Here is a 17,820-nt window from a genome sequence, read left to right as displayed (position 1 = left end):
TCCCGATGGGGCGCAGGCGGGGGCAAGGGGAGGAGGCTCAGTAGTCGCCGGTCATGCTGCGCACGTCCAGAGCGGCGTCCAGCTGCTCCAGGGTGACCTCGCCGCGCTCCACGAAGCCCAGGTCGATCACGGCCTCGCGCACCGTCAGGTCCGCCTTGACGGAGTGCTTGGCGATCTTGGCGGCGGCCTCGTAACCGATCAGGCGGTTGAGCGGGGTGACGATGGACGGGGAGGACTGCGCCAGGCGCAGGCAGCGCTCCTCGTTGGCGGTGATGCCGTCCACGCAGCGCTGGGCCAGCACGCGGCTGACGTTGCCCAGGATCGTGGCGGACTGCAGCAGGTTCTGGGCCATGACGGGCAGCATGACCAGCAGGTCAAAGTTGCCCTGCGCGCCAGCGAAAGCAATCGCGGCGTCGTTGCCGATCACCTGGGCGGCGACCATGACGGTGGCCTCCGGCAGCACGGGGTTGACCTTGCCCGGCATGATCGAGGAGCCCGGCTGCAGGTCGGGCAGGTTGACCTCGCCCAGGCCGGTGCGCGGGCCGGAGCCCATCCAGCGCAGATCGTTGGCGATCTTGACCAGGGAGACGGCCACGGTGCGCATGGCGCCGGAGAACTCCACCAGGGAGTCCTGGGCGGCCTGGGCCTCGAAGTGGTTGTCGGCCTCACGCAGCGGCAGCCCAGTGTGCTCGGCAATCAACTCAATCACGCGCGCGCTAAACCCGGCCGGGGTGTTGATGCCCGTGCCGACGGCGGTGCCGCCCAACGGCAGCTCGGCCAGGCGCGGCAGGGCGGCCTCCACACGCTCGATGCCCTTGGATACCTGGGCGGCGTAACCGGAGAACTCCTGCCCCAGGGTGATCGGGGTAGCGTCCATGAGGTGGGTGCGGCCGGACTTCACCACGCCCGCGAACTCCTTGGCCTTGGCGTCCAGGGAGGCGTACAGGGTCTTCAGCCCGGGCAGCAGCACCTCCACCGCAGCCTGGTAGGCGGCGATGTGAATGGAGGACGGGAAGACGTCGTTAGAGGACTGCGAGGCGTTGACGTGGTCATTGGGGTGAACCTCGAGCCCGGAGGCGCGGGTGGCCAGGGTGGCGATGACCTCGTTGGTGTTCATGTTGGAGGAGGTGCCTGAGCCGGTCTGGAACACGTCGATCGGGAAGTGCTCATCGACCTCCCCGGCGATCACCTGGTCCGCAGCGGCGACGATCGCCTTGCCCACCTCGGCAGAGATCACGCCCAGCTCGGCGTTGGCCAGCGCGGCGGCGCGCTTGATGTGCCCCAAGGCGGCGATGTGGTGCGGGGTCAAGCCCTGACCGGAGATCGGGAAGTTCTCAACCGCGCGCTGGGTCTGGGCACGGTAGAGGGCGTCCACGGGGACGCGCACTTCACCCATCGTGTCGTGTTCAATCCGGTACTCAGTCATGGCTTCTCCTAGCTGCATTGATGGCGAGATCAATTCTCACCGCACACCACCCTAGGTTAGGACAACCAAAGTCCCAGATTTTGGAAAGGGGGACGACGCCCATTTAGGCCGCCTCTTACTCCCGCCGCCCTGCCGCAAAGAGGCGAGGCGGCAACGTCGTCCCCCAGCAAGGCAAGGCACACCTTGCCAACCCTTTTGGTGGTTATTTCGGCGTTTTACCGCCCTCACGCGCGCCGGGACACGCCACCCCTCACCGGGCCGGGACTGCGGTCCCCTCCCCTGCCTCCCTGCGTCCGTAGCTTGGGCCCGAATGCCAACAAAGGAGTAGAGATGGCCGAATTCCTGTACGAGGACATGCTGCCGATCGGCGAGGACACCACGCCTTACCGCTGCCTAACCACCGAGGGCGTGAGCGTGGTGGAAGGCCCAGACGGGCGCAAGTTCCTCCAGGTAGCCCCAGAGGCCCTACAAATGCTGGCCACCGAGGCCATCCACGACATCTCCCACTACCTGCGCCCCGGCCACCTGCAGCAGCTGCGCAACATTCTTGAGGACGACGAGGCCAGCGACAACGACAAGTTCGTGGCCCTAGACCTACTCAAGAACGCCCACATCGCCGCCGCCGGCGTGCTGCCCATGTGCCAAGACACCGGCACCGCCATCATCATGGGCAAGCGCGGCCAGCAGGTCCTCACCGAGGGCCCCGACGAGCTGCACCTGTCCAAGGGCATCATGGACGCCTACACCAACCTCAACCTGCGCTACTCCCAAAACGCCCCCATCACCATGTGGGACGAGCGCAACACCGGCACCAACCTGCCCGCCCAGATCGAGCTGTACGCGGACACCGCGCCCGGGCACGAGCTGGCCTACAAGTTCCTGTTCATGGCCAAGGGCGGCGGCAGTGCCAACAAGTCCTACCTGTTCCAGGAGACCAAGGCGATCTTGAACCCCGACTCCATGATGCAGTTCCTGGAGGCCAAGATCCGCTCCCTGGGCACGGCGGCCTGCCCGCCCTACCACCTGGCCATCGTGGTGGGTGGCACGTCCGCTGAGTTCGCGCTCAAGACCGCCAAGTACGCCTCCGCCCGCTACCTGGACTCCCTGCCCACTGAAGGCTCCATGGCCGGCCACGGCTTCCGCGACCTCGAGCTGGAGGAGCGCGTGCTGGACCTGACCCGCAAGATCGGCATCGGCGCCCAGTTCGGCGGCAAGTACTTCTGCCACGACGTGCGCGTGATCCGCCTGCCGCGCCACGGCGCCTCCCTGCCCGTGGCGATCGCCGTGTCCTGCTCCGCAGACCGCCAGGCCAAGGCCAAGATCACCCCCGAGGGCGTGTTCCTGGAGCAGCTCGAGTTCGACCCGGGCCGCTTCCTGCCCGAGACCACCGACGCGGAGCTGGACGCCGCCACCGACGGCGTGAGCGGCACCGGCAAGGGCGCTGCCGTCAAGATCGACCTGAGCCGCCCGATGGACGAGATCCGCGCCGAGCTGTCCAAGTACCCGATCAAGACGCGCCTGTCCCTGACCGGCACGCTGATCGTGGCCCGGGACATCGCGCACGCCAAGATCCGCGAGCGCCTGGAGGCCGGCGAGGAGATGCCGCAGTACCTGAAGGACCACCCGGTCTACTACGCGGGCCCGGCCAAGACCCCGCAGGGCATGCCCTCCGGCTCGTTCGGCCCCACCACCGCCGGGCGCATGGACGCCTACGTGGACCAGTTCCAGGCCGCCGGCGGCTCCATGGTGATGCTCGCCAAGGGCAACCGCTCCCAGGCCGTCACCGACGCGTGCGCCAAGCACGGCGGCTTCTACCTGGGCTCCATCGGCGGCCCGGCCGCCCGCCTGGCCCAGGACTGCATCAAGAAGGTGGAGCTGCTGGAGTACCCCGAGCTGGGTATGGAGGCAATCTGGAAGATCGAGGTGGAGGACTTCCCGGCGTTCATCGTGGTAGACGACAAGGGCAATGACTTCTTTGCCCACACCGGCGAGGTCACCCTGACCATCGGCAAGCGGCCGTCCTGCTGAGGTAGTCCAAAACAAGGGGTTGGGGCGGTGACTTTCCAGTCACCGCCCCAACCCTCTGTCTTGGTCGTTGCGTCCCGCGTTGCCGCCGCTGAGGCACTAGCGGGGCTGTGCCGCTACTCAGGCGTCCAGGTCGGTCTCCAGCAGGGCCACCAGCTCGTCCAGCACCGGCTCGGCGCCCTCGTCGTCGCTGGAGAGCACAACCACGTCACCGAAACCGGCACCCAGGGTCATGACGCCCAGGATCGAGGAGGCGTCCACGGGCTCGCCGCCCTCCAGGGCGATCTCGATGTCAAAGTCGTGCTCGTTTACGGCGGCGACGAACGTGGCGGCCGGACGGGCGTGCAGGCCAACCTTGGACCCAATCTTGGCGGTGCGCTGTGCCATATCTGCTCCTATCGAAGGGGGCGGGCACGTTCGGATGCACCCGCGAGCGTTGGAAAGAGTCTAACCGCCGTTACCCGGCCCGGTAGGGCGCAACGACAACATCAATTCGCTGCAATTCCTTCAGGTCGCTATAACCGGTGGTCGCCATGGTCTGGCGCAGGGCGCCCGTCAGGTTTAACGAGCCGTCCGGCTGCGTGGCCGGACCCAGCAGGATCTCCCGCATGCTGCCCACCGTGCCCACGTGCACGCGCTCGCCGCGCGGCAGCCGCTTGTGGTGCGCCTCGGCACCCCAGTGCCAGCCCCGCCCCGGCGCCTCGGTCGCCTTGGCCAGAGCGGAACCGAGCATCACCGCATCGGCGCCACAAGCAAAAGCCTTCACCAGGTCACCGGAGCGTCCCACCGCACCGTCGGCCACGATGTGAACGTAGCGGCCACCCGACTCATCCAAGTAATCGCGGCGGGCGGCGGCAACGTCGGCGATAGCGGTAGCCATCGGCACGTGAATACCAAGCGCGCGGCGGGTGGTGTGCGCAGCACCGCCCCCGAATCCCACCAACACGGCCGCAGCGCCGGTGCGCATGAGGTGCAGCGCGGCGGTATAGGTGGCAACGCCACCCACCACCACCGGCACGTCCAGCTCATAGATGAAGCGCTTGAGGTTGAGCGGTTCCGCGCGGGAAGAGACGTGCTCCGCGCTCACGGTGGTGCCGCGGATGACAAACAGATCCACGCCCGCGTCCACCACTGCCTGCCCGTAGCGTTGGGTGTGCTGCGGAGAGAGCTTTCCCGCCACAGGCACACCAGCCGCGCGCACCTCTGCCAGACGCGCAGCGATCAGCTCCTTCTTGATCGGCTCCGAGTAGATCTGCTGCAGGCGCCGCGTGACCTGCTCCTGCGGCAGGTCCGCGATCTCCGCGAAGAACGGGGTGGGGTCCTCGTAACGCGTCCAGAGCCCGTCCAGGTCTAGCACCCCGATGCCGCCCAGGCGGCCAAGCTCGATAGCCGTCGATGGGCTCATCACGGAGTCCATCGGGGCCGCCATGATCGGCAGCTCCACGTGGTAGGCGTCGATCTGCCAGGAAATCGACACGTCCTGCGGGTCCCGGGTGCGCCTGGAAGGAACCACCGCGATGTCGTCGAAGGAAAACGCCCGCCGCCCGCGCTTACCGCGGCCAATCTCAATCTCGTTCACGCCTCCAGCCTAGCGGGGGCCAGAAATGTGGGTTGCAGGTGGCACCATTGGGGGCGGAAAGGGGAGGCAATGGACTTTCAGGGCGTACTGGTTGGCTTCGACACGGAGACCACCGGCGTGGATACAGGTAGCGACCGAATTGTCACCGCCGCCGTGGTGGTGCGTAGCCCGGGGCGGCCTGACGAGGTGCTTACCTGGCTCGCTGACCCCGGCGTGGAGATCCCGCAGGCGGCCTCCGACGTCCACGGCATCACCACCGAGTACGCGCGCGCCCACGGCCGGCCCGCCGCAGAGGTGCTGGACGAGATCGCCTCCACCCTGGCCGCCCTGGTGAGCACCGGCGGCACCGTGGTGGCCTTCAACGCCTCCTTCGACCTGGCGATCCTGCGCGCCGAGCTGGTCCGCTACGGCCTGCCCACCCTGGAGGAGCGCCTGGGCGGGGAACTGCGCGCCGTGCTGGACCCGCTGGTGATCGACCGGGCCGTGGACCGCTGGCGCAAGGGCAAGCGCACCCTGGGCTCCCTGGTGGAGCACTACGGGATCGCCGCCCCGCAGGGGGACCTGCACACGGCCGACGTTGACGTGGCCGCCACTCTGGACGTGCTGGGGGCGATCCTTGCCCGCCACCCGGAGGTGGGCGCGCTCAGCGAGGCCGAGCGCTTCGAGTGGCAGCGCCAGGCCCACCGCAAGTGGGCCGAGAGCTTCAACAACTGGCTGCGCCGCCAGGGGCGAGGCAACAACCTGGCCTCCACGCAGTGGCCCTGACGCCTGCGGGCGCAGGGCGCTAGGAGGCGGGCGCAGGGCGCTAGGCCACGCTCTGGAAAACAGAGGCGGTGGCCGGGCAGTTGAACTGCCTGGCCACCGCCTCTATCTGCTACCAGCTCAGCCCTGTTCAGGAACGCCCGGTGTAGTTGGGGGCCTCCACGGTGATCTGGACGTCGTGCGGGTGGCTTTCCTTCAGTCCAGCTGCCGTGATGCGCACAAAGCGACCGTTGTTCTTCAGCTCGGTGATGGTGCGCGCGCCGGTGTAGAACATCGACTGCTGCAGGCCGCCGACCAGCTGGTTCATCACGGCGCTGAGGGAGCCGGAGTAGGGCACCTGGCCCTCGATGCCCTCGGGCACGATCTTGTCGTCGCTGTCCACGTCGGCCTGGAAGTAGCGGTCCTTGGAGTAGGACTTGCGGCCGCGCGAGCTCATGGCGCCAAGCGATCCCATGCCGCGGTACTGCTTGTACTGCTTGCCGTTGGTGAACACGAGCTGGCCCGGGGACTCCTCGCAGCCGGCCAGCAGGGAACCGACCATGACGGCGTCGGCGCCGGCCACCAGGGCCTTGGCGATGTCGCCGGAGTACTGCAGGCCACCGTCGGCGATCAAGGGCACGCCGGCGGGCTTGCAGGCCATGGCGGCCAGCTGGATGGCGGTGATCTGCGGGACGCCCACGCCAGCCACCACGCGGGTGGTGCAGATGGAGCCCGGGCCCACGCCCACCTTCACGCCGTCGGCGCCGGCGTCGATGAGGGCCTGCGCGCCCTCGGTGGTGGCGACGTTGCCGCCGATCACCTGCACGCCCGCGAACTCCGGGTCTGCCTTGATGCGGGAGATCATCTCCAGGGCCAGCTTGGCGCCGCCGTTGGCGGTGTCCACCACCAGCACGTCCACTCCGGCCTCACGCAGGGCGGTGGCGCGCTCCCAGGTGTCGCCCCAGTAGCCCACCGCGGCGCCCACGAGCAGGCGGCCGTCGGCGTCCTTGGAGGCGTTGGGGTACTGCTCGGTCTTAACGAAGTCCTTGACGGTAATCAGGCCCTGTAGGTGGCCATCGTCGTCCACGATAGGCAGCTTCTCCACGCGGTTCTTAGCCAGCAGCTGCTTGGCCTCCTCGCGGTCGATGCCAACGTGGCCGGTCACCAGCGGCATGGGGGTCATGCACTCGCGCACCTGCGTGGTGCCCCAGGTCTCCGGCGGCACGAAGCGCAGATCGCGGTTGGTGATGATGCCAACCAGGATGCCCGACTCGTCCACGACCGGCAGGCCGGAGACGCGGTAGTGCCCGCACAGGGCGTCCAGCTCGGCGATTGATGCCTCCGGCCGCACCGTGACGGGGTCGTTGACCATGCCGGACTCCGAGCGCTTGACCTGGCGCACCTGCTGGGCCTGCTCCTCGATGGAGAGGTTGCGGTGCAGAATGCCGATGCCGCCCTGGCGGGCCATGGCGATTGCCATGCGGGCTTCGGTCACGGTGTCCATCGCTGCGGAGAGCATGGGAATGTTGAGTTCGATCTCCCGGGTCAGCCGCGTGCGCGTGGAGACCTCAGAGGGGATCACATCGGTGAGCTCCGGCAGGAGCAGGACGTCGTCATACGTTAGGCCAGTTAGCGGCTCCAGGGCCGCACGGAAATCGATGCTCACCACAGCGATTCTAGCGCCGCCCTCCCGCCCCAATCGCCCGCTGCGGGCGTGGCAATCGGCACGTATGGCCGCCCGGCGGGGGCGGCTTTTTTCGCTATATCACGCGGTTCCTGGAAGCAGCCTGGGAAGAACTTGCAACTTTGCTGCAATTTTGAAATTACGGCGATTTCGTTGGTAAGTTCGAGGCAGTGAATCTGTCGATTGGAGTGAATATGGCTGAGTTGACCCGCCTGCCTGGTCCCGCCCTGGACGCCTGGGACTGGCAATTCGAAGGAGCCTGCCAAGGTATGGACTCCTCCCTGTTTTTCCACCCGGACGGCGAGCGCGGCATGTCCCGCCGCCGCCGCATCGCCGGCGCCAAGGCGATCTGCGGCACCTGCCCCGTGATGATGGAATGCCGCGAGCACTCCATCCAGGCCCGCGAGCCCTACGGGGTGTGGGGCGGCCTGTCTGAGGACGAGCGCGCCCTGCTGATCTCCCAGCGCCAGCGCCGCAGCGCCTGATAGGGGGACGACGCTCCGCCAGCCGCGCGCTACCGCTTGGCCGCCCGGCGCACCGGCCCAAGCGGGCGGGAAGCACAAAAGGTTGTGGCGGGCACCTAGAAGGTGCCCGCCACAACCTTTATCTATGAGCCGTTGGCTCAGCGCTCCACGACGGCCAGCAGGTCGCGGACGGAGATGATCAGGTACTCCTCACCGCCGTACTTGACCTCGGTGCCGCCGTACTTGGAGTAGATGACCAGGTCACCAACGGCGACGTCGACGGGAACGCGGTTGCCCTTGTCGTCAACGCGACCCGGGCCCACGGCCACGACCTCGCCCTCCTGGGGCTTCTCCTTGGCGGTGTCCGGGATGTGCAGACCGGAGGCGGTGGTCTGCTCAGCAGCGTGGGCCTTGATGACCACGCGGTCCTCGAGCGGCTTCAAAGTAACCGACATGCAGGTTCTCCTAGCTTGAGTGATCTACAAAGTCTGTAGGCCGCCGTCGCGGGGGCCGGCCTGCACGCAGCGCCTAGGCGCCACGGACTCAGATTAGGGCGGGGCTGGCACTCGGTCAAGGTGAGTGCCAACCGGGCGGCGCCAATGCGCTCTCAGCGCATTTTGCGGGGGCCCACTCAGCCACCGGCGCGCCGCGCCGCTCTGAAAGAATGTCGCCATGGTTGAGCTTCATCCCGCGCTTTTCACCGCCACCGGCCAGGCCCTGCTGGCGCAGCTGCCGCAGTACACGGGGGCCGGCGCGGCGGGGTTGAACAAGAAGTTGCGCGAGCGCGGCCTGGAGCCGGCCCTGGTGGCGAGCCTGCTCACCCAGTCGCGCCTGCGGGCGGCGGCGGCCACCAAGTTCGGCCCGTTTGCAGATCGCCTGCTGCTGACCTCGGACGCCCTGCAGCAGGCCACGCGCCTGAGCGTGGCCGCGCACCACGCGCAGCGCTTCGCCGCCGCCGGCGCCACGCACGTGGCGGACCTGGGCTGTGGCATCGGGGCCGACTCCCTGGCTCTGGCCGCCCGGGGGCTGCAGGTGACCGCGGTGGAGCGCGATGAGGTCACCGCCGCCTGCGCCACGGTGAACCTGGCCCTGTTCCCGTCGGCCCGGGTGCTGCACGCGGACGCCACCGCACTGGACCTGGCCGCGCTGGGGGCGGACGCGCTCTTTGCCGACCCGGCCCGCCGCCGGCCAGGCGGCGGGCGCCTGAGCCGCCCCGAGGACTGGTCCCCCTCCCTATCCACCGTGTTTTCGTGGCGCCGGCACGTCCCGGCCCTGGGCGTGAAGGTGGCCCCCGGCATAGACCTATCCCTGCTGCCCGCCGACTCCCACGTGCAGTGGGCCAGCGTGGACGGCGAGGTGGTGGAGGCCGCCATCTGGTGCGGCCCCCTGGCCCTGGAAGGCCCCGGCCGCAGCGCGCTGGTGATCCGGGACGGCGCCGCCCACGTGCTCAGCGAGGCCGGCGACCCCAGCCGCCCCCACGAGCAGCTAGAGCCCACCGCGCTCGGCGAGTACCTGTTCGAGCCCGACGGCGCCGTCATCCGCGCCGGCCTGATCCCCCAGATCGCCGCCAGCCTGGACGCCGCCCCCATCTCCCCCGCCATCGCCTACCTGACCGGCCCCAGCCTCCCGGCCGGAGTGGACGACGCTGCCGCCCCGCCCCCGGCCCCCGCAGGCCGCAGCGAGGAGCGGGCCGAGGAGAAGGAACGTGGGGCGGCGACGTCGGCCACCCGAAGCGCGCCGGAGGGCGGCGCGGAGAAGGCTGCGGAGGGGGCGGCGGCGCAGGGGGCGTCGGCCAGCCCGTTCTACCGCTCCTACCGGGTGCTGGAGGTGCTGCCGCTCAAAGCGGCGGCGATCTCCAAGTGGGCCAAGGCAAACGATGTTGGCGCGCTGGAGATCAAGAAGCGCGGCGCGGACCTGGACCCGGCCACGCTGCGGGCGGCGGCCAAGCTGCGCGGGTCCGGGGCTGCCACGCTCATCGCTACGCGCGTGGAGGGGCGCCACCGGGCCATCGTGGTGGAACCGCTCGGCTAGGGGCGGCTAGCGCGGCTGCGGCCAAATCTGGCTAGCGCGGCTGCGGATTAGGGCGGGTGAGGCGGCGCACCAGCTGGCCGGCCCCCTCCCCCACCAACGCCGGGGCAAGAAAACCGGCGGCGTAGACCGCGACGGCGTCGGGCTGGTCCAGCAGGAAGCCGTAAACCGCAGCCACCGTCACCGACAAGGCCACGGCCGCCACGATCGGGCGCAGCACGCCCCAACCGAAGCGGTAGGACTCCACCAGGCAGCACAGGAACGCGGCCAGCGGGGCGGCGGCCAACAGGGCGGACAGGCCCTTGGAGTCACCGACCATCTGAGCGAACCCGTCCACCCAGCGCAGCGCGGCGGTGTAGGCGGCAACGAACACGACGGCCGCCAGCAGGGCGGGCCAGGACCGGGCGGCGCTCACGACGCGCCCCAGACAGCCCGGCTCCACAAGGAGAGGGCAAGGACGAACAGGGCGGGGATGCCCACCCCGAACAGCACCAGCAGCGCCACGGCCCTCGGAGTGAAGGGGCGCGGCTCAACAGACCGAGACGAAGTGACCATGGTCACATTCAATCATGCTTGGGGTGGGGCGGGGGGACGGCTTGCCGCGCGCCAACCCGCGCGAGTGCGCCGACGAATAAACTCCAAGCAAGGCCCACACCAAGGAGGTCCCCATGGCCCGACTCTTTGGCTCCAAGCACTCGTCCAAGCGGCAAACGCGCCCGCTCGTGGTGGTGATCCCGGGCATCGGAGGTAGCGTCCTATCCGACGAACACGGGGAACCTATCTATCGGCCAACGTGCCGAACACTGCGCGCTCGAAACAATGAACCCAGCAAAAGACTGGCAATAGATAACTGCCTCCAGCCCACAGCGCTAATCAGCAGAACGCGCATTTGCTTCTGTCACCTCGTTCCTGGTTACGACCGCCTACTTGCCTCACTGCGCAATGCGCTGGGAATCAGCGAACGCGACACGGTTACTGCGGGGCCGGACCTGCCGCGCCCCGACGCCTCCCTCGTGGCGTTCCCGTACGACTTCCGCCAGTCCGTGGACGTGATCGCCCGGCACCTGGACGCGGAGATTCGCGCGCGGGTGCAGGGGCGGCCGGTGGTGCTCGTGGCCCACTCGATGGGCGGCCTGGTGGCGGCGCACTGGTGGGCCTTCCTCAGCGAGGGCATCGAGGTCAAGGAGATCATCACCCTTGGCACGCCCTACCGGGGCGCCACTGCGGCGCTGGACAAGCTGGTCAACGGCGTGAGCGTGGCCGGGTTCACCCTGGACGGGCTGAGCGAGGTGCTTCGCGGCTGGGACTCCGGCTTCGAGCTGCTGCCGCACTGGCAGGCGGTGGAGGCAGACGGGCAGGACACCTACCCGCACCAGCTCCCGCCCGAGCTGACCGCCGCCACCCCGGACTTCGCGGCCCGCGCGCATCGCTCCTACCGGGCCAACGTGGAGCTCTCCGAGCGCGTGGCGGCGATGGTGGAGCAGACGGGACGCAACCCGTTCTCCGTCTACTACTCCCAGGGGCGCACCACCCTCTCGCGCGCCAGCCTGAGCGGAGGCCGGCTGCGCGTGTTCAAGGAGGACCCCGCCTGGCTGCCGGAGGGCTGGGTGGCCGGCGACGGCACCGTCCCCATGCTCTCCGCGATCCCGCCCTTCCTGGAGGAGGACCGCCGGTTCTGGCACCGCCTGACCCGCTCCCACCAGGAGCTGGTGGAGGAGAGCCCGGTGACGGGGCACGTGGCCGGCTACGGGGCCGAGCCGCTGCCGGAGGCCGCGCGCGGGCCGGTGCAGGACTCTACGGGGCCCTACCTGCGGCTCGATCTGGACGACGTTCTGCCCGCCCTCACCCCCACCACCGGCCGCATCGAGGTGGTGGTGGGGGACGCCACCGACCTGGAGGTACGCGCCATGGGCGGCTCCATCGGCAACCAGCGCGTGAGCGCCGAGAGGGACGGCGAGCGGTGGGTGTTCCAGCTGCCCGGCCTGCCGAAGGGGCTGCACGATCTCAAGCTGACCGCAGACACCGGGCAGGACAGCGACCCGGTCACGCTCGCCGCCAGGATCGGCGCGGTGGAGCTGGCCGGCTAGGGGCGGCGGGCTACGGGTTACGGGTTACGGCTGCATGCTGTCCTGAGAGAGCGGTAAGGAGGAGTCGGGAGCGAAGTCGGCCGGGCTGGGCAAGCGCTACGTATCTAAGCGTCCACCGAAAGGGCTTCGTTTTCCTGCCGCTCTCACCTGGACACTGTCTACTCAAATCAGCAAAACGGCGCTAATGTGAAAACCACGCCCGGCAAGGACGCCGCCAGTTTGGCTACTGAGCTCCCCCTAACGCGGTCGCCACACCGGTCCTTGCCAAGCCCCTTCAAGGAGAACGGCAGCGAGGAATGATTTGGGATTCTGTTAACGACCCGGCTGGTATTGGTGAGGCCGTTTTTCCTGGCTGGTTGCGGCTATTGGTGTCCGGGTTTGAGGGGCAGCGTTTCCCGGTTTCAGTAGGAGGCAATGTTCAGGCCAAGGCCCGGCGGGTCTTTGACGCTTTCCAACAGCTCAAGCTTGCTTACGACTGGGAGCCGCCTGAGAGCCATCCTGGGAAACAGAAGATCCGCCCGTTGAACGAGGTTGTCTCCCAACGACGCGGGACGTGCGTGGACCTGTGCACCGCATTCGCATGCGCGGCTTTGGATGCCAGGCTCCACCCTCTCATTCTGGTCATCAGGCAAGGACAACACCGGCACGCCATCGTGCTCATCCCGGTCGACAAGACTTGGGAGGGCGGCTGCCTGCCCGTGATCCAAGCCCCATACTTCACCGACAACTCCAAAGACCTAGAGGGCAGCAACCGCCCCCTGTTGACCGCACAGAAACCCGGTGACCTCAGTGCCAACTGGCTGGCCATCGACGTCCAACAAGCCACCGAACGCCAAGCGACTTGGTCCCAGGCCCTAGAGTTCGGAGCCAGCTACGCCGACCCCAACGGCCAATGGGAATGGGACGTCTGCATAGACGTCGGCGCCATCGCCGCCCAACGCGCCCCAGACGCCAACGTGCCCAGCGTCTTAAAGGCCGCAGACGCCCTCGCCCCTGCATTCACGGCCCTGCCTGATGATCCCAGTCCTTTGCAGTTACTCTCCCCGCTCTACGGGATCGTTCCATACTGCAAGAACAACCACTACACCGCCCTACGCGAATGGGTCCTGCCCTCACGGTCTTCTAACACCGCAAACAGCGACTTTGCTATCGCACTCCTGGAAGGCACGGGCGGCTCGGGCAAGACTCGCCTGGCGGCAGAACTATGCCACGACCTTGCCTCCCTGGGCTGGGTTACCGGCTTCACTTCCCAAACGACCCCCCTCACGGACGAAGAACTGCGCGCCCTGCAAGAACTCGGCACCGAACTACTGCTAGTGGTAGACGACGCCGAAAGGTACCGCGAAGCCGAGATCGCCCGCATCCTGCGCCACCTAAACCAACGCTCGGCCCCCACTCGCATAATCCTGGCCGGCCGCTCGGTGAGCATCTGGTGGGAAAACAGCCAAGAAGAGTTCACCCGCGACAACCCCACCCTGGCTCCCACCCACCACCCCGATCCCCTTGGTACCTACCAGGACTCCAGTCTGCTGTACCACAGAGCAGTTGCCGCCTTCAGCCCCTACGGCAGCGAGCAGACACGAACTAGCGTCACCCAAGAGCCCGAAAGCCTTGCCAACGCCACGGCCCTAACCATCATCCTGCACGCGCTCCTCACCACGCTAAACACCCACGCCAACGCGGCCAGCAACACGCCTGCTACCACCGTCACCCTCTACGAGCGCGTCTTGAAAGCAGAGTTCGCGCGGTGGCAAAAGCACCCCGCTCTTTCCCGCATCAGCGTCACCCACCTCGGCAGAGCAACAGCCGTACTATCCCTGCTCTCCCCCACAAGTGCTCAGGTAGATAAAGTGCTATCCCGCCTGCCTGAGTGGAAAGACGCCCACCTTGAACGCGGCAACTTTGCCGAGCTGCTCACCACCGCGCTCCTTCCCACGCCCCACGGCCAGTCCATACGACTGCAACCAGACCCCATCGCAGACCACCTCATCGCCACCATCTTTGACGGCGACACCGAGCTCCTCAACCAGGTACTCCCCCAGCCACCGCTAACACCCACAGACACCCCAGCAGCCACTCCTGCCCTTATCTCTGGGGAAACGGCAGCCCAGGAACGCAACGCGTGCGAAACCCTCACCCGCCTAACAACCAGCCACTCCGAAACAGCCACCCGCCTGGCAGCCAACTGCCTGACCTACCGCCCCCACATGTGGCAGGCCGCTTTTGAAACCGCACTGGCCCAAGGCGGCCCGTTTGTCACCGCCCTTCAGACACTCGTCGAAAACAACGCCGACCTCCCACTAGAAACAATCCTCAACGCCATCCCCCTTGGGCACTCCTGGCTACGCCAACTCGCCTTGCAGATAGCCCAAAGACTCACCTACCAGCCAGGCCAAACTCCCGCCCAACACGCAGCACGGCTCTACAACCTCGCGACCCACCTAGCCGAGACCGGCAACCACCCAGCCGCACTCACCACCGCTCAGGAAGCAGCCGACCTCTACCGGAAGCTAGCCGCCCAAACCCCCGCCGCATACACACCGGGCCTCGCCATGGCGCTTAACAACCTCGCGGTCCGCCAAGCCGAGACCGGCAACCACCCAGCCGCACTAACCACCATTCAGGAAGCAGTCGACCTCTACCGGAAGCTAGCCGTCCAAAACCCCGCCGCATACACACCGAGCCTCGCCGGAGCGCTTAACAACCTCGCGGCCCGCCAAGCCGAGACCGGCAACCACCAAGCCGCACTAACCACCGCTCAGGAAGCAGCCGGCCTCTACCGCGAGCTAGCCGCCCAAAACCCCGCCGCATACAACCCCGACCTCGCCATGGCGCTTGACAACCTCGCGGTCCGCCTAGCCGAGACCGGCAACCACCCAACCGCACTCACCACCGCTCAGGAAGCAGCCGGCCTCTACCGGAAGCTAGCCACCCAAAACCCCGCCGCATACAACCCCGACCTCGCTGGATCGCTCAACAACCTCGCGGCCCGCCTAGCCGAGACCGGCAACCACCCAGCCGCACTCACCACCATTCAGGAAGCAGTCGACCTCTACCGGAAGCTAGCCACCCAAAACCCCGCCGCATACAACCCCGACCTCGCCGGAGCGCTCAACAACCTCGCGGCCCACGTAGCCGAGACCGGCAACCACCAAGCAGCACTCACCACCGCCCAGGAAGCAGTCGACCTCTACCGCCAGCTAGCCGCCCAAAACCCCGCCGCATACACACCGAGCCTCGCCATGGCGCTTAACAACCTCGCGGCCGACCTAGCCGAGACCGGCAACCACCCAGCCGCACTAACCACCATTCAGGAAGCAGCCGACCTCTACCGCCAGCTAGCCGCCCAAAACCCCGCCGCATACACACCGGGCCTCGCCAGAGCGCTCAACAACCTCGGCAACCGCCTAGCCGAGACCGGCAACCACCTAGCAGCACTCACCACCGCCCAGGACGCAGCCGACCTCTACCGGAAGCTAGCCACCCAAAACCCCGCCGCATACACACCGAGCCTCGCCAGAGCGCTCAACAACCTCGCGGCCCGCCTAGCCGCCACCGGCAACCACCAAGCAGCACTAACCACCGCTCAGGAAGCAGTCGCCATCCGCCGCAGGCTAGCCGCCCAAAACCCCGCCGCATACACACCGAGCCTCGCCGGAGCGCTCAACAACCTCGCGGCCCACCTAGCCGAGACCGGCAACCACCCAGCAGCACTCACCACCGCTCAGGAAGCAACCGACCTCTGCCGGAAGCTAGCCGCCCAAAACCCCGCCGCATACACACCGAGCCTCGCCGGAGCGCTCAACAACCTCGCGGCCCACCTAGCCGAGACCGGCAACCACCCAGCCGCACTCACCACCGCCCAGGAAGCAGCCGGCCTCTACCGGAAGCTAGCCGCCCAAAACCCCGCCGCATACACACCGAGCCTCGCCGGAGCGCTCAACAACCTCGCGGCCCGCCTAGCCGCCACCGGCAACCACCCAGCAGCACTCACCACCGCTCAGGAAGCAGCCGGCCTCTACCGCCAGCTAGCCGCCCATAACCCCGCCGCATACACACCGAGCCTCGCCGGAGCGCTCAACAACCTCGGCAACCTCCTAGCCGAGACCGGCAACCACCCAGCCGCACTCACCACCGCCCAGGACGCAGCCGACCTCTACCGCCAGCTAGCCGCCCAAAACCCCGCCGCATACACACCGAGCCTCGCCGGAGCGCTCAACAACCTCGGCAACCTCCTAGCCGAGACCGGCAACCACCCAGCCGCACTCACCACCGCCCAGGACGCAGCCGACCTCTACCGCCAGCTAGCCGCCCAAAACCCCGCCGCATACACACCGGGCCTCGCCGGAGCGCTCAACAACCTCGGCAACCGCCTAGCCGCCACCGGCAACCACCCAGCCGCACTCACCACCGCCCAGGACTCAGCCGACCTCTACCGGAAGCTAGCCACCCAAAACCCCGCCGCATACACACCGAGCCTCGCCAGAGCGCTCAACAACCTCGCGGCCCGCCTAGCCGCCACCGGCAACCACCAAGCAGCACTAACCACCATTCAGGAAGCAGTCGCCATCCGCCGCAGGCTAGCCGCCACCTATCCCCAGGTCTTCACCCCTCAGCTAATCTCGACCACTCTTTTTCTCGCTAACGAGTTGCGAGAACTAGGCCGAAACAACGATGCTCGCAACGTATTCACGCCAGTAGCGGACCAGCTACCACCCTCCGTACAGGCACAACTATTGCTCGTCAGGGCACGATGGGACGAAAGCACCGCTCCTACTGACCTGGTAGCCGCCGCCCTCGAAGCAGATATGCACGACCACCCCACCATGCTGGGCCCAACCCGCCGCGCGGTCGCCACCGCCATCCGCAAACACGGAATAAGCTCCCCGAGCCTGCCCGATTGGGCTCACGCGGCCCCCACCATCGAACACGAGCAAAAGCTAGCCCGCTGGAACAACACCCAGGACCTCGAGGAAAGAGCAGAAACACTCGAATCAGACTGGCCCGAGCCAACCAGCCACGACGTCTCTACCCTAAAAACGATCGCCAAACTCTATGTAGACATCCCCGACATCGCATCGCTCTCCGTCTTTGTCGAGGAGATCGCTGCCAGAGGCATCAACGCAGTCACCAACGAACTGCGAACCCTCAACCGAGCGCACCAGATCCTTGCTGCCTGGCAAACCGCACAAATTACCGACACCATCCCCGCCTTCCTTCAGACCTACAACACCCCCCAACACACCCCCAACGACGCTCCTGTCCCCGTGGAGCAGCAAAACCTCCAAACACCCCAAATCCGAGACGCCCTCTTGGCACTAGCCGAACAACACCTGAATCCAGACGCCCACACCGAACTGGAAACCGCACTCACACTCAGCGACCTCTGTGAACCCCACCTAACGGCCGCGCTACTCGGCTCAATCAACGACGCCGCAGACGCCCTCGAAATCCTCTTCAAGAACAAAAACTGGCGCGCCCAAGCCCTCGCGCTAACCCGCCTACCCGAACTGGAGCGCACCCACTACGGCACCTTCGCCGCAGCCCTCGCCACCGCGCACCAAGACAACAACCCAGACCAGGCAACCACACTCCTGGAAACCGCGTGGAACCGCGCAGACCGATACGACCGTCAACAAATCCTGGCCAACCTAACCGCAGCAACCAGCCAATCCCCAGAAACACCAGGATTCGCCGCGCTCATTACCAGAGCATCAGAACTAGGCCAGGAGCACAGATAGGGAGCACACTTTCCGACAACCCCGCTACTCGATGCCAAGTCCGGA

Annotated in this window: 13 protein-coding genes; 6 read left to right on the top strand and 7 right to left on the bottom strand. The window is 67.3% G+C overall.

Annotated elements, in window-relative coordinates; all coding sequences use genetic code 11:
• Positions 1–37: 37 nt before the first annotated feature.
• Positions 38–1,426 (bottom strand): class II fumarate hydratase, encoded by a 1,389-nt coding sequence (locus AC4PWQ_RS01560; protein WP_492089575.1) that lies wholly within the window; start codon positions 1,424–1,426, stop codon positions 38–40.
• Positions 1,427–1,756: 330 nt separating this feature from the next.
• Between AC4PWQ_RS01560 and AC4PWQ_RS01555 the strand changes: the two genes are divergently transcribed.
• Complete coding sequence (locus tag AC4PWQ_RS01555; protein WP_492089574.1) at positions 1,757–3,454, top strand: fumarate hydratase; 1,698 nt, start codon at positions 1,757–1,759, stop codon at positions 3,452–3,454.
• Between the two features lie 117 nt (positions 3,455–3,571).
• Here AC4PWQ_RS01555 and AC4PWQ_RS01550 read toward each other — a convergent pair whose 3' ends face one another.
• Positions 3,572–3,838, bottom strand: a complete 267-nt coding sequence (locus tag AC4PWQ_RS01550; protein ID WP_371163823.1) for an HPr family phosphocarrier protein — start codon at positions 3,836–3,838, stop codon at positions 3,572–3,574.
• Positions 3,839–3,908: 70 nt separating this feature from the next.
• Positions 3,909–5,030, bottom strand: coding sequence for a GuaB3 family IMP dehydrogenase-related protein (locus AC4PWQ_RS01545; protein ID WP_371152687.1), 1,122 nt, complete (start codon positions 5,028–5,030; stop codon positions 3,909–3,911).
• A 69-nt stretch (positions 5,031–5,099) separates the two neighbouring features.
• On the opposite strand from AC4PWQ_RS01545, the gene AC4PWQ_RS01540 reads away from it, so the two are divergent.
• Positions 5,100–5,795 carry an exonuclease domain-containing protein gene (locus AC4PWQ_RS01540; RefSeq protein WP_492089573.1) on the top strand — a complete coding sequence of 232 codons (696 nt, stop codon included), beginning with the start codon at positions 5,100–5,102 and terminating at the stop codon, positions 5,793–5,795.
• 127 nt (positions 5,796–5,922) lie between these two features.
• Here AC4PWQ_RS01540 and guaB read toward each other — a convergent pair whose 3' ends face one another.
• Positions 5,923–7,437, bottom strand: coding sequence for an IMP dehydrogenase (gene guaB / locus AC4PWQ_RS01535; RefSeq protein WP_371173838.1), 1,515 nt, complete (start codon positions 7,435–7,437; stop codon positions 5,923–5,925).
• A gap of 212 nt (positions 7,438–7,649) precedes the next feature.
• Between guaB and AC4PWQ_RS01530 the strand changes: the two genes are divergently transcribed.
• Positions 7,650–7,940 carry a WhiB family transcriptional regulator gene (locus AC4PWQ_RS01530; RefSeq protein ID WP_371152698.1) on the top strand — a complete coding sequence of 97 codons (291 nt, stop codon included), beginning with the start codon at positions 7,650–7,652 and terminating at the stop codon, positions 7,938–7,940.
• 137 nt (positions 7,941–8,077) lie between these two features.
• Here AC4PWQ_RS01530 and groES read toward each other — a convergent pair whose 3' ends face one another.
• Positions 8,078–8,374: a co-chaperone GroES gene (gene groES, locus AC4PWQ_RS01525; protein ID WP_371152700.1), complete on the bottom strand. Its 297-nt coding sequence runs from the start codon at positions 8,372–8,374 to the stop codon at positions 8,078–8,080.
• Between the two features lie 217 nt (positions 8,375–8,591).
• Between groES and AC4PWQ_RS01520 the strand changes: the two genes are divergently transcribed.
• Positions 8,592–9,950, top strand: coding sequence for a THUMP-like domain-containing protein (locus AC4PWQ_RS01520; protein WP_492089572.1), 1,359 nt, complete (start codon positions 8,592–8,594; stop codon positions 9,948–9,950).
• A 31-nt stretch (positions 9,951–9,981) separates the two neighbouring features.
• On the opposite strand, the gene AC4PWQ_RS01515 is transcribed toward AC4PWQ_RS01520, so the two are convergent.
• Complete coding sequence (locus tag AC4PWQ_RS01515; protein WP_492089571.1) at positions 9,982–10,362, bottom strand: hypothetical protein; 381 nt, start codon at positions 10,360–10,362, stop codon at positions 9,982–9,984.
• Entirely contained in the window at positions 10,359–10,502 is a 144-nt protein-coding gene (locus AC4PWQ_RS01510) for a hypothetical protein (protein ID WP_492089570.1), read from the bottom strand. Before AC4PWQ_RS01510 ends, AC4PWQ_RS01515 begins: the two co-directional genes overlap by 4 nt.
• Before the next feature lie 113 nt (positions 10,503–10,615).
• Between AC4PWQ_RS01510 and AC4PWQ_RS01505 the strand changes: the two genes are divergently transcribed.
• Both AC4PWQ_RS01505 and AC4PWQ_RS01500 read left to right on the top strand, forming a co-directional pair.
• A complete protein-coding gene (locus AC4PWQ_RS01505) occupies positions 10,616–12,034 on the top strand; it encodes an alpha/beta hydrolase (protein ID WP_492089569.1) in 1,419 nt (472 codons plus the stop codon).
• A 296-nt stretch (positions 12,035–12,330) separates the two neighbouring features.
• Positions 12,331–17,775: a tetratricopeptide repeat protein gene (locus tag AC4PWQ_RS01500; protein WP_492089568.1), complete on the top strand. Its 5,445-nt coding sequence runs from the start codon at positions 12,331–12,333 to the stop codon at positions 17,773–17,775.
• Positions 17,776–17,820 lie beyond the last annotated feature (45 nt).

The sequence above is a fragment of the Buchananella sp. 103232 genome (assembly GCF_058725725.1).
The sequence above is the reverse complement of the archived record's forward strand: the minus strand, read 5'-3'. Positions and strand labels throughout refer to the sequence as shown.